The organism is Paenibacillus tabacirhizosphaerae, assembly GCF_040812395.1.
In the GTDB taxonomy this organism is placed as follows: Bacteria; Bacillota; Bacilli; order Paenibacillales; family NBRC-103111; genus Paenibacillus_E.
Genome location: NZ_JBFNXH010000001.1, coordinates 489,396 through 503,114 on the forward strand (window position 1 = coordinate 489,396; position 13,719 = coordinate 503,114).

At 42.6% G+C, this 13,719-nt stretch carries 8 protein-coding genes; all 8 read right to left on the reverse strand.

The annotated features are described in order from the left end of the window. Positions 1-315 precede the first annotated feature (315 nt). The 8 genes from ABRS97_RS02515 to ABRS97_RS02550 all read right to left on the reverse strand — a co-directional run bounded on the left by ABRS97_RS02515 (position 316) and on the right by ABRS97_RS02550 (position 13,716). Positions 316-1,695, reverse strand: a complete 1,380-nt coding sequence (locus ABRS97_RS02515; RefSeq protein WP_367811312.1) for a lanthionine synthetase C family protein — start codon at positions 1,693-1,695, stop codon at positions 316-318. Next, the gene (locus ABRS97_RS02520; protein ID WP_367811313.1) at positions 1,696-3,585 is read right to left on the reverse strand and encodes an ABC transporter ATP-binding protein; all 1,890 of its coding nucleotides are present in this window, start codon (positions 3,583-3,585) and stop codon (positions 1,696-1,698) included. It abuts the gene before it with no gap. Beyond that, positions 3,582-6,785 (reverse strand): lantibiotic dehydratase, encoded by a 3,204-nt coding sequence (locus tag ABRS97_RS02525; protein ID WP_367811314.1) that lies wholly within the window; start codon positions 6,783-6,785, stop codon positions 3,582-3,584. The genes ABRS97_RS02520 and ABRS97_RS02525 overlap by 4 nt, the downstream gene beginning before the upstream one ends. 92 nt (positions 6,786-6,877) lie before the next feature. Continuing rightward, a complete protein-coding gene (locus tag ABRS97_RS02530; protein ID WP_367811315.1) occupies positions 6,878-7,018 on the reverse strand; it encodes an FDLD family class I lanthipeptide in 141 nt (46 codons plus the stop codon). Between the two features lie 104 nt (positions 7,019-7,122). Further along, positions 7,123-7,293 (reverse strand): FDLD family class I lanthipeptide, encoded by a 171-nt coding sequence (locus ABRS97_RS02535; protein WP_367811316.1) that lies wholly within the window; start codon positions 7,291-7,293, stop codon positions 7,123-7,125. A 240-nt stretch (positions 7,294-7,533) separates the two neighbouring features. After that, the gene (locus ABRS97_RS02540) at positions 7,534-8,205 is read right to left on the reverse strand and encodes a response regulator (RefSeq protein WP_367811317.1); all 672 of its coding nucleotides are present in this window, start codon (positions 8,203-8,205) and stop codon (positions 7,534-7,536) included. Positions 8,206-8,245: 40 nt separating this feature from the next. After that, the gene (locus ABRS97_RS02545; RefSeq protein ID WP_367811318.1) at positions 8,246-8,842 is read right to left on the reverse strand and encodes a hypothetical protein; all 597 of its coding nucleotides are present in this window, start codon (positions 8,840-8,842) and stop codon (positions 8,246-8,248) included. Between the two features lie 122 nt (positions 8,843-8,964). Next, positions 8,965-13,716 (reverse strand): SDR family oxidoreductase, encoded by a 4,752-nt coding sequence (locus tag ABRS97_RS02550; protein ID WP_367811319.1) that lies wholly within the window; start codon positions 13,714-13,716, stop codon positions 8,965-8,967. Positions 13,717-13,719 lie beyond the last annotated feature (3 nt).

Sequence of the window (13,719 nt, forward strand, 5' to 3'; positions counted from 1 at the left end):
GTTCTCTCTTGACTCTCTTTCCCATCCACACTCCTTACTTTGGAATTTCCAATATCATCCTGGCTTCATTATATATGCGCAATTCTTCAAAAACAGGTGAATTAAGTCATATTTCTAGTCATATATTCAGTCATGCCTTTTCTCTTATGGCTGTGACTTCATGTGACTTCACGCAAAATCAACTGGCAGTTTTAATACGAATGGCAATTGTCATATAAAAAAATGAAATCCGCACCAGTATCCGGAAGCATCCCGGTCTGTTACGGATTTAACCAAAGCAAATAGGCCAACGTGTTTGTAAATACCTTTGGTTTGTTATCGAATAAGAAAAACGGCATCCCAATCAGGTTCTTCATTTCCCAATAATGATGCCAGAACCAATGCAGTCCCGGCTGCGCCATTTAATAAGCCGGCTTGATTCGTTTTACGAAGATATCCTTTGGACTGATCATAGTCATAATATCCAAACATCGAATCTGGTTCATACAGTTTCAACACTTCATCAACAAGACGATCTCTCAAATTTCCAAATTCATCGACGCCAGTATCCGAGTACATCCTTTGTACGGTATGAAGCAATCCGCTCAACCCATGGCAAAACGTCCCTGAATACAGGCCCCATTTTTCTCTCGGCCGATTGGAAATACCCAAGTATCCGTCAACGGCAACTTGCGCATAGGTATCATTTTGTACCGCTTTACCGGCTAACCATAATGACCGTGCAACACCCGGGGTTCCATAACACCACGATTCCTGATTTTCGCCTACTGAATTAGCATCAAGACTACCCGAAGCCCAAACTTCATAAGGAAGCCGTTTCGGCCAAATCAACCCGTATGAATCTGTTGATTTCCATTCACAGACCCAATCCGCCAATCGCCGAATATCTTCTTCCATAGATGGATATTCCATACCATGAAGCTTCGACAGACTCAAAAATGACAGAGGCCCGGTAATCCCGTGGGACATGCCTACATTAAAATTCCCGTTAGGATATATGACTTTTTCGTGCGAAAGAAATTGGTTTTTCGAAGACACATACCACGCTGGAACCTTTTGGCCATTCAAATCTATCGTCCCGGACATTTGATGAAAAAACTCGGCAATTTCTTGCCAAACCGACTTCATCCTCGCATTGTCAGGAAACAGCAATACGGCGCGGCCAATACCGGCCAGCCCTTCCATTACATCATATTGGCTCATTTGCAAATCATCCAGCCATCGGCCTCGCATTTGATCGAAAGTGACCTGTAGCGAGTCCGCCATTAAGTTGGTTAGCGTATCCGTCATGGTTTGATAGCGTGTACCGTTTCTGGAGAGGGAGCGAATAGCTACTAATATACCGGAAAGACCGCTCCAAACAGACATGGAGTAGACGCCTTTTTCTTCTAATGTTTTCTGAATAAGCTGCAAATAACGATGCCCGACGTAATCCCAACCGCCTTCGGGGTAAAGTCGGTCCATCTGACCGAGCAGCAAGCAAATACCGGAAAAACCCATCGCAAGATTTAAATCTTCCCATGAGCTGATGTGTTTCCCATCCAATTCTTCTTGATGTTCTTGCAGCATAAGTGTACGAACATGCTCAGGATCTTTATACCTCTCGGCAATATTCATAATCACCGGAATTATTTTCGTGCGTGCTTGCGGTGATACCGATTTCCAATGCCTGTCTATACAATATTCTGTATTCATTTAAGTACCGACTCCTTTATGCACCATAGGTTCAGACTCTTCCTCGTCAAGAAACGAATTCGCTTGCAAATTGTACATCTCGGCATAAACACCATTCCGGACCATCAATTCACGATGTGTCCCTGCTTCAATCATGCGGCCTTCTTCCATCACAATAATTTGGTCTGCGAACCGGGCTGAGGCATAACGATGCGTAATGAAAACACCAATTCTGTCTTTCATCAGTTGACGGAACAACGCAAACAAATCCCGCTCCGCCATCGGATCTAGAAATGAACTCGGCTCATCGAACAGATATACATCCGCATTTCGCATGAACGCACGCGCAATCGCTATTCGCTGCCATTGCCCGCCCGACAACTGATAGCCGCCCTCCATCCATTTGCCTAATTGCGTATCCAAACTTTGCGGCAGTGATTGAATAAGATCTTGTATGCCGGCATAGGAACTGGCCTCGTAAATTTTCTTATCGTTATTTAAATCATCTATAGACCCGAAACCTATATTTTGCCGAACAGGCATCTCATATTGAACAAAATCCTGGAAGACGATTCCGATTTTTTGCTGCACTTCATTTAAATTAAAGCTTTGGATGTTGCGTTCGTTAATCTTGATGGTCCCTTCATAATCGCCATATAGCTGCATGAGTAATTTGATCAGCGTCGATTTACCAGAACCATTTCTGCCTACAATAGCAGTCGTTTTACCCCGTTGAAGCGTCAAGGAAATTTGATCGATAACTCTCTTGTCTTTGTCCGGATAGCTGAATGAAACATTTTCAAACGAAATCTGCTCGATTCGAAAATCGCAGTTTGCTGATGAAACAGGTCTCGTGTGAGACTCCATTTGGCGAAATGAAGGATCCGAAGAACGAATTCGCAAAAACAGCAGTAACTGTTCGATATACAGGTTGTTCTGAGAAAACTGCAAAATTAACTGTACAACACTCTGCGATTGGCTTTGCACTAATGTAATGGCTTGAATATAGGCGAATAGACTGCCGATCAGCAGCACTTGCAAATAAGCATCCCTAAGAGCCAGACTGATAATTCCGAATAACACGGCCAATTCCAGCATGTCGAAAATGAAAGTGACACGTAATCTTTTCTTCATTAATTGCTTGTCTTTTTCAAAAAAAACTTGAATGATAGAACGGTACCGGTGAAGCAAATAGGAGCCTAATTGAAACATCTTCACTTCTTTGAAAGCCTGATTGTTGGACAAAATATAAGTAATGTACCAAGACTCTCTATATTGCGGCGTTCTCTCCAGGTACATTTGAAACTGTTCGCGATTTAATTTCAATACAAAGTAAAAAGAAGCACATGAAACGAATAGCAGTGCGAATACTACCCACCACTCCCAGAATATGAGCATGACGGCCGATGCGACCATCGTAATGACTCCCGAACAAATCGACATCATCTGAGAAAACATTTGATAAGGCCGGTAATTAGCCTCCTGCTGTGCACGATTAAGCTGGTCTTGAATTTGCGAATTTTCAAAATCGGCCAGGCCAAGTTGAGTGGACTTTTCGCAAATCATTCCATTAATTTCATTAGTCAACAGGTTCTGAAATAAACTCTCTACATAAGTCTGGATTGAAGTTATTATATTTTTCACAACATAAACGAAAATAAAAATGGCTAGTTGGATAATGGCCCATTGGAAACCTTTTTCCCAAGAGATAGCAATGCTATTCAGCAAATTTTTCGTTGCCAACAGCACCGCTATTGGCATAAATCCTTGAATGGCATAAAGTATAGCAATTATACTTAAGTACTTTTTATTCATGCGGAAGAGCAAGCTCAAGAATTGAAAGCCATGCTTGAAGGACATCTTGATGGATGACAAACCAGGGGCATTCGCGTCGTGCTGCCCGGTCATCATCGTTTCCTCCGGTATTGAATCCAGCTATCGAACGAGTGTCGAGCGAGAATCATCACTTTACGTTCTTTCTCCTGATTAATGCCTAGCAGGCGGTTTAGATGCATATGTATGGTGCTGAACAAAATGTCTTCTTTTGTATTCGTTAAGTGTCCTTCTGCCTCTAGACGAGTTACTTCCGATGCATACTGCCTAACGGCATTTTCACGATGCTGCAAAATCTGATAAATCGTTAAAGCTTCTGGCGAGGAGGATTCCAGTTGCAGTTGCTCTGGATCAAGCAATATTAAAAACATCCGCCTCTGTTCGCGGAATTCATCCAAATAATCTTTTGCCCCAAAATTTTTATTCAATAGGGCATTGATCTCTGCCTCATTTAATCCAAACTGACGCATCAGTGCCAACACACTCATGACCGCTATAGTTTCCAGACTGAGCGATAGTTGAGTAAACCGAACGATACGAATCAAGTGGGCGGTTACATCGCTATCATAAGTGAACATCTGCTCAGCTAATATCATCAGTGAAGGACCGCCATAACGTTCAATCTCTGGTTCATAGGTATCCAGCACAACTTTAGAAACGAATCCGTCCTTGTACAATGTGTTTAACCACTCATGAAACCTAGGTAAAAAAGTGGCTTGAGCCTCCTCTGAATCCATGTGGAACCTTATGCGCAAATGTTTGTTGGGATCGGCATAACGAATAAAATACACCTTATCAACAAGCTCCAATTGCCGGCAACTTTGACAAAAATCGATCCAACTGCGGCCGATGAATTCATCTTGTCTGCTATCCAAACCGTAGAGTTTGCCATATAACCATGTGCTGCCTGGCAAATGTATGCGCTCTGTCGCACGAATAGCCGGAAGATCGGCAGATTTATTTCGTTGTAGTTGGACAGCCTTATCTTCTTCTCTGACGGACCTTTTTACCAAGGGAAACACGAACTCAGCTAACAGTTGTCCATCTCTACGATGAACGGGCGATTGCTCAAAGCCCCCAAAATGCTCAATTAGTGTGATTTCGCCAAATGTTCTTAAATCTTTGCACAACACTTCGATATGAAAAGGATTGTCCAAGTCGAGCAGGATCCGATTATCAAATTGGATCAGGTATACATATCGTGGAACGTCCCACTCTTTACGAAATTGCTGCACATACTGCTCTTTTATTTGCTCATTGTCCGAATCCGGAGATTCGTCTTTCACTTTCCAAGTTGCCGGCGTCAGCACGATGTTCTCATAGCGAATTCTCGGTATGAAGGGCGACTGTGCCATCGGCCCCCAATCCAATAACCCCCATTGATGATAACGATGTTGGCTGATTTCTCTTAAAAAACGATATACATTGGGTGTCCGTTGAATATTGAGCATATGTCCGGCCGTTGGAATAATCTCGGCGTCATGCTTACTGGACTTTATATAAAAGTGGTTATTGGCTACACCTACGACTAGATCAGATACATTGATCGTACGCTCTTTCGATAATTTGACATTCGTGCCAACACCTATTTCATATTCACGATAATTTTCGGTTAATATTACGTTCGTCGCTCTTCCCGCGCTGGGCAAATAAGAAATTTCTGCAAATATTTTATCCGGTTCCTGGCGTTGTTCTTCCGACTGGATCACGGGGAACATCATCTTCGACGATTCGTCCATCAAGTCAATAAAACGCCCGAACGTTTTCCCTGCCCCATCCGATCCTGGATTGGGTCCCAAAATGAGCGTATAGCCGCCTTCATCTACGGTCTCGGATGCGTCTGTTACTAGTGAGAAATACAATTCCATAGAAGGCATAGCGAGGGAATCGTTCGATGTACCGCTTTCAACATCTGCAAGCTGTTGTATCCTTTCATTCGTTAATGCAATTTCCGTGTCACCCTTATGCAAGGCAGATACTAGCCATTGGAGCAATAGAGATTCACGTTTTGTGCTAAATGGAGGAAGAGGTCTTTTAATCTCTCTGGAACTAGGCGGATTTAGATAAGAGGCCGGCGCCCCCATTCCTAGCTCCTCATCCAACAGTTCTAACAATGGAATTTCTCTATATTGACCGTATTTTTCCATAAATTCATTCATATATTCTTCTAAGTGCCTATGACTATGCTTGCCTGCGGACAATCTCCAAATTAGATCAGCCGCCCGTTCGACGTCTTGACGGACACGACTTGGCAATGTGATTGAATCCGTGTTTAAAGATAAATCAATTTGCAAAGGAGATTTGACGTCCGCCAATTCCTTCATCGAGTTCTGTAGTTGCGTTAAATGAGCTTCTCCAACACCAAGAGGAAGCGAGTCGTAGAAGCGAATCTCCTTATCAATTCGTTTCAACGATGCTTGAAGTTCATCCAGACCCTCAACTGCATCCAGAACCGACAAAACATGAGAAAATGGATCTGTTGAGGTCGTAGATGGACGCAGCTCGGAAATCAGAAATTCCTGCTGGAACAGCTGCCACACGTAGGCACGAATCGTATCTAATTCTGCTCCTTCGTATCGAAGTTTAATTCGATCAATCAGATCCGAAACGCGAATAGGAACAGCGCTTTCCTCCATGACCCGATCGTAAACTTCCGAGGCGCGAACAGAAACACTATCGTTTTCTCCTACCCCCAGTTTCCCATATCTGGCCGCATATGGAATCTTAGCACGATCCCCCTGGCGATAACTAAGCGGGTTGCGCTGCACGAGCAATTGGAAAACTACATCTTCTCTACTTTCCGCCATCTCGATAATCTTAAGCAACCATTCCATATCCGGCCTGGAACGCTTCTGAAAAGATCCGGCTTCTTTAACCAAAAGATTGTTATGCTCATCGAAACGCCCAAAAGCTACACCTGAAAATAATCCAAACGGCGTTGAACGTGTCATCATTCGTAAGAGATACCGCATAAATCCTTTAACTGCCTGGCTTTGCTTCCGAGGATTTTGATCGTTAGCCAGATTTGGCAGAGATTCCAGCAAAGATGGACTGGACACCGCAATAGCTTCCCGGATTACCGGATCATGCGAGAGGTCTATCAGATTGTTCAAAGTCTCTTTCCTAAGAGATTCTTGTCCGGTCCATTGTGCCGGGAAGTATTTGGTGTAGTCGTTTAAAGAAAGCAAAGGAGCTCTGAGCATAAAAAAATCCAGCGTCCGAAAAAGAACGTTGGGTTCTATCCCTATTTTTTCTGGCGCATCAATTACTGGGCTCATTCATTTCCTCCTACAATGTGAATGAGTGCTAGCCAATCTTTCGACTGGCTAGCACCTTCATGTTTGTTCAGAACAATGCTATCGTTGCAGGATTAACAATTAAACCATGTCCATGGGTGATTGCTGGGATTGCAAAAAACGCATGTATTGGTACAGCCTGTTGTTGGGAAACTTGCTAATACGATACCACTCGTTTTGTTAACTTGAACGTCCAAATCAAATTCATTGACCATTATATTTTCCTCCTATTTAAATAGCGATATTATCAAAATAAGGATATGCATATAAAACGATTGCATCTTTAATCGAGCATCTATTGATTGATCAGATGACTCAATTAAGCACACCCACACCAAGTAGCTTTATTGGTTACACAGCCAATTGTAAGTTGGCATCCGCAAGTCGCATTACAGCTAATAGAGCAGAAACAAGAATTTGTCCAAAAATCCGCTTGTGATGCTCCACTCGTCTTTTTAACCTGAACATCCAGATCAAATTGATTTGCCATTTAATATTCCTCCTAAGGGATCTATTATTTGTAACCTATATATTTGAACGCCGGCCGGCAGACAAATAGAGCAGTTGCATACAGATCTACAGTATCTGTATCTTAAGTAAAATATATTTCAAAAACATAGAAATGGTAAGCCTGTCTTTCTGTTGGTAGTTTCTAAAAAAAACACCTCTGTGTGAGATGAGTATAAAGAAAAAACCCCTGATCTTCACACAGGGGTTTTCACTCTACTTCCTATAAAACTTGGAGGAATTCCTCTAAAACTCCCAATTTCTTTGCAGCTCTAGCTGCTTCCTTCCGATTCTTCGTCTGCAGTTTTTTATTAATGCCAACAATGTAATTCTCAATCGTATGAATCTCTATGCCAAGATACTCCTGGATATCTGTCGTTTTCTTTCCTTGAAATACAAGTGCAAGGATTCGCTTTTCTTGATTTGTTAACATTTTGCTGAACATATTTCTACGCATGCTACAAAACTCGCTTCTAATTACCGCGGCTGACGAGGGATGAATAGAGGACTTATTCAAATATGCCTCTCTTATGGCTTTGAGAATCTCCTTACTCTCGGATGATTTCACAATATAATTAATGGCGCCTTGCAAAAAACAATCCCAAACAACCTTTCCGTCATTCATTGCACCTATCATAATAATTTTTGCATTGGGTTGGACTTCATGAATGTTTTGAATTAAGCTTATGCCACATGACTTATTTCGCAGGACTACATCCAGCAATACGATATCAACTTCTAAGTGTTTAAGTACCGGGAGCGCATCGCACTTATGGTTAACAGTTCCAATAATGACAATATCTTCCGCCTCATCGATCAGCCACCGAATACCTTTAATCCAGTCCGGATCGTCCTCGATTAAAAAAACTTTAATCTTGTTAGTTATATCCGACACCTCTCTCCATGAGAAATCAAAGTATCTTTGCTGCTCCTATCTATACCTTATTTTTGTGGGTGAACGTACAAAATAGCACATAAATAATTTCTACCATCAACACTGTCGTCCAAATCCCGCTTGCTGTATTCATGATTCGATTGGATGAGAATAGTTGTTCGATCCGCACGAATTGCTCAACCAAGGTCAATCCTTCACTGAATATGTGTTTGTTGAGAACTCCTATATAGATCATTGCCGCTGCGTGAAGCGCGAGATATAAGATCAAATGTTTAAAAAAGCCTACGATGCCAGCCCTCGTATTCCAAACTCGCGGGGTGTTTGTGCTTCCCGCCGCTTCCGGAAGCGGTTCCCCCTTCCAAGCCCTTACTTTCTTCATCATATACTGATCCAATTTCCGTAAATCCGAACGGCCGAAAAATAATGCATAGAGAAAAATCACTGCGATGATAAGTTGATAAGGAGATAGGATCCTTGTAAGCTTAAAATCCATCACGCCTAAAAAGATAATCCATCCTTCATTGGCTAGCAACAGCGTAATTAATAACTGGCTGATCCTTGTGTTGTTATACCAATATCTAAGGAGCAGAAAGGAAATAGCAAGAATCCAAAATGCAGCCTCAGCGGTTAATAACAATACCCACCTGTTTTCAATAAAAAAATCGATCAGATTCCCCCCCTAACGCATAGCGAATCCGTCCCTCTTTGTTACGTAAAAGCAAGAGATCGGGATGCTCAAAACGAGCATCCCTTTGTTGGTTAGAGAGAGGATTCTGCAACTAACTTTCCTTCAATTTTGGCGTCGATATAATCTGACATTTCAGCAATGCTGGCATACGCGAACATATCGGAAATATCAACGATTCCAGGGAATTCCTTACCAATTACCGTTACTAATTCCGTAGCAAGTATGGAATCACCGCCTAATGCATTAAAGTTATCATAAATGTCAACAACTTCCAAGCCTAAGCCCACTCCATAAATAAACCCTATTTTACGTTCCGTTTCACTGTACTCATCTTCTCCCTTGCCAAGCAGAGTGACTTCTTGAATGATGCGCTTGGCGCCTCTTGTTGAGATTTGATGTTCCGTTTGTCCGCGATATGCCGCAAGCTCGTTCTTGATAGGATCGGAGATCTTGAGTGTAACTTGATCTTCAATGCTGGACATCAACATTAAGTTTAGTTGGCCGGGAATTACATTATTCAAATTCAATCTCATTATTTCATCAAAAAAATGCAGCGCCAATGCATTAGTTACCGATTTGAATAAGGTTACATCATCCGACACTTGGTAATCGACAGCCATGCCTACTTCCGACCACGCAGGCCAATTGATCGTATGTGTGCGAAGTCCCAGCGCATTCCGATACTGAGAAAACGTGTCCAAATACGAATTTGCCGCTGTGTAATCACCTTGTCCCCGGGCTCCGAACAGCGTGGAGATTGAAGAGAAGCATACGAAAAAGTCGAGCTGATCTTCTCTGGTCAACCGATCAAGCAACCAAGTTCCAATGACTTTAGGGCGAATAACATCGTCAAATACCTTCTGGTCTTTCAGAATCAGGAGTCCATCACCTGCGACTCCGGCACAATGAAGCAATCCGTCAATTTTACCAAACCGACTTCGAATGTTATGCAGGGTTTGCGCTAACGAGACTTCGTCGGCAAGGTCACAGGCGTAACTGATGATTTCGGAACCCGCAGCCTCCATTGTTTTTATTTGTTTCAATTTGCTGACCAAACCCGGGTTTTCATTCTGACTCATAATTTGTTCCCATCGCTCTTTGTCCGGCAAAGCAGTTCGATTTAACAAGCATATTTTCATAGGGGAATGGGATACCAAATGTTCAGCCATGGTTAAGCCGATTCCACCAGTCCCACCCGTGAGCACGTACACACCCGCTTCTTTTAAGACGCCACCTTGCGGATTCTGTACATTCATATTGACACGTTGAAATTGTTCGATATACCGTTCATTTTTACGGTAAGCGGTTCTGAATGCCGGTGAAGATGAACTCAGTTCCAAATCAACGGCTTGAAGTGATGTTTGTTCATCCAAGTCTAGGCATCTGCAATTAATAGTAGGGAACTCTTGTGCAATTACTTTGATCAAACCAAGAAGAGCTGCATGATGGGCATGAATCTGATCCTCATCGTTAGTAATTGCGTGTGCATGATCCGTAACTACAAGCATGTCGATCCGGTTTTTGTGTTTCGATTTGGCAAGCGCACGACAAAGATTAAACATCCCATTCAGTCCATTATCCAACTGCTCTTTAAATGGATCTGTATCTAATAACCGATTTCCGGTAATGGGGAATAGATATAGGATTTTTCCGATATCATCGACACCAATAGCTTCAATTAAGCGGAATAAACCGTGCTCGGAAGTATCCGTTCGATAGCTCCTCTCATCCACTTTACAGAATTCGGTACCCAAGGAAACCTCTATCCTATTTTCTAAGCCCTTACACTCAGAAATGATACGTTCCGCAACACTATGAACATCTTTGAAAATGACCGCGGCACCTTCCCGATTCTGTATTGTTTCCGTAAATGGAAGCTTCTGAGGCACCCATTTTGTTTCATAAAAATGATATTGATTTAGTTCTTTAAGCGCCTGGGCTTGAACTCTTTTTATGATGTAATCTTCGATTTCAACAAACGTCCGTCCATGTTCATCAATCAATAAAATATCGAACACCAAGGTCTCGTTATTCTTCGTATCCTTCTCTTTCTTCCTAATCCATGTGTAGAAATGTTCTGGCATTGAAGCATATAACTTGAACGATTTGTATGATAGCGGCAAATACATGCCTTCCCCAAAGCTTTGCGTTGCTGCATTTACCGCGTTGTCTAACATCCCCGGATGCAGCTTGTAACTATCCAAGTCTCCTTGACAAGAAGCGGGGAGACGCAATTCCGCGAAAACCTCTTTATCATCGCGTGCCACATAATCCACATTCAGCCATCTCGCGCCAAAAGTAACTCGTCCATTCTTATTCGTCAAAGCATCGACATCAACATGAATTTCTCGCATTCCCGGATTATTTCTCTTTTCCCAGATCGGATAGAAGTTCAAGTTTTTAGTCTGCAATGGACTCACTTTTATTTGTGCGTGCAGATTCCATTCGTCCTTCAGACCTCCATCCTCATCTACAGCCTGACTGATTGTGGAGAATATTAGATGTCCGGACTCTTTTTGAATAATAAATTGAATTTCCTTCTCTTCTCCGTCCTTTACTACGATTGGAGAAAGGAATCGAATATCGTTAAACTCGATAGATTCCCCCGGATAGTAATAGGAAGCCAATTCTCTGGCAAATTCAATATGGGCCGTTCCAGGAACAATGGACACGCCGAACAGGACATGATCCGTTAGGATCCATTGTTTGCGATTATTAAGCTTAACGGAATAGATATCTTGATACATTGATTTAACCACACATTGATCAACCATTGGATGTGCCATTTTCAACGAACTAGGCGTCGCTGCCTTCACTTTCCCCGTTTTGATCTCAGCCCAATGCGGGATTCTCTCGAATGGATAAACAGGAAGGCTTACGCGTTTCAACTGTTTACTCACGTACAGATCTTTCCAGACGACTGAACCCCCCTTTGAGTAGAGAAGACCTACCTTGTCAAGTGCCTTAGAGACACCATTGTTCCCGGAAACGAATTGCAGAATGGCCTCTTTAGCCTCATTGGAAAGCTCACGTTTCTCCATATCAGATATTTCGTCACGTTCTTTACTCTTTTTTTTGTCGGAGACGACCTTATGTTTCCCGATATATATGCCGTCACCTGATATTTCTTCAAAAGGTTTGTTGTGAATTTTAGCCAATTGGCTCCTTAATTCTTCTAATGAACTTGCGATTATAGCTAATCTGTATTCATAGTGCCCTCTGCCTGTATTCATTGTATAAGCGATATGTTCAAAATCCTCCAGCTTTGCATTCTGCGTATACACATAATATTTATGAATAAGCTCGGATAGTACACTGAAGCTCTTTCCAGACAAAGTAAAGATTTGAGGCTGATCTGTAGGTTCAGTGACAGGTATGGCAGGAGCTTCCTCCAAAAGGATATGGCAGTTTGTCCCACTAAACCCGAATGCACTAACCCCAGCACGTCTAGGCACTCCATCCTCCGTTTGCCAATCTTTCAACTGATCGGTAATGTATAACGGTGATTCAACGAAATTGATGTGGTGATTAGGCTCTTCGAAATGCAAGCTGGCGGGAATTTTTTTGTTCTGTAAGGAAAGAACCGTTTTCATAATGCCAACCACGCCAGAAGCTCCAACCAGATGCCCCATATTAGTTTTGGCTGAGCCGATGCCACAGAACTGTCTTTTATTCGTATACCGGCGAAATGCATTGGTTAGCCCTTTTATTTCTAGTGGATCTCCTAGTAAAGTTCCTGTCCCGTGTGCTTCAATGTAACCAATTGTTTCTGGTGAAATCCCTGATTGTTCCCAGGCCTTTGCAATAACTTCTTCTTGGGCGATGGGATTTGGCGAGGTAATGCCATTAGATGCACCGTCATTATTGGTTGCACTTCCTTTGATTACCGCATAAATATGATCACGATCCTCCAATGCTTTGCTTAAGGGCTTTAAAAATAATACGGCTACACCTTCACCGAAAACGGTTCCTGTGGATTTCTTATCAAAGGTTCGTACCAGGTTATCAGAAGAGGATACAGAGTTAAGTACACTATCATCATCATCTTGGCTCTTGCCTTGAGCAGAAGAACCCAATGAAATGCCTCCTGCAATCGCCATATCACACTCTTTGGCTCTTAATGCTTGGACTGCCTCATGCACGGCTACGAGCCCCGAAGAGCAAGCCGTATCCACAACCATACTTGGACCGCGCAAATTGAATAGATAGTTAAGCCTACTGGCCATTAATCCATGCCAAGTACCTGTTAATGTTAAATCGGTCGACTCTGTGATATACCGGTAAAATGTACCGCCCGATGTGCAATCACGACCGATATACACCCCCGTGTTCGTATTGCGGATCATCTCTTCACTATAGCCTGCATCCTCGATAGCACTCCACGAAAGCTCGAGAATTAAACGGTGCGCAGGATCTATGGAAGAAGCCTCACGTGGTGTGATACCAAAGAAATTGGCATCGAACATTTCAATGTCCTTCAAATACCCCGCTTGAATGGAGGATTCATCATCTCCACCGTCATTTTCATCGACGGAGTGGCCCAAAAACTCCGCGTAATGGGGATTTTTGGTCAGCGGTTCGAAAAACTTGAACCGTTCTTTGGGATAATCCACAAAACAAACTTTCCCTTGTTCCAGATTGTCCCAAAATCCTTGCGGGGAGTCCGTATCCGCATATTTGCAGGACATCCCGATAACAGCAATATCGCTATCCGCTACATGCTTCTCTTTTTCGTGCAATTCTAACAAAAGCGCTTTGGCACTCTCATGTGTCAATTGTTGTGCTGCAAATTGGTTCAATATAAACTGTTTGATCTTTTCCATAGT

Bases quoted from the DNA above. Each gene is read 5' to 3' on its own strand.
- ABRS97_RS02525 (WP_367811314.1), bottom strand. From the start codon at position 6,785: ATGAGCCCAGTAATTGATGCGCCAGAAAAAATAGGGATAGAACCCAAC.
- ABRS97_RS02530 (WP_367811315.1), bottom strand. From the start codon at position 7,018: ATGGTCAATGAATTTGATTTGGACGTTCAAGTTAACAAAACGAGTGGT.
- ABRS97_RS02520 (WP_367811313.1), bottom strand. From the start codon at position 3,585: ATGATGACCGGGCAGCACGACGCGAATGCCCCTGGTTTGTCATCCATC.
- ABRS97_RS02550 (WP_367811319.1), bottom strand. From the start codon at position 13,716: ATGGAAAAGATCAAACAGTTTATATTGAACCAATTTGCAGCACAACAA.
- ABRS97_RS02515 (WP_367811312.1), bottom strand. From the start codon at position 1,695: ATGAATACAGAATATTGTATAGACAGGCATTGGAAATCGGTATCACCG.
- ABRS97_RS02535 (WP_367811316.1), bottom strand. From the start codon at position 7,293: ATGGCAAATCAATTTGATCTGGATGTTCAGGTTAAAAAGACGAGTGGA.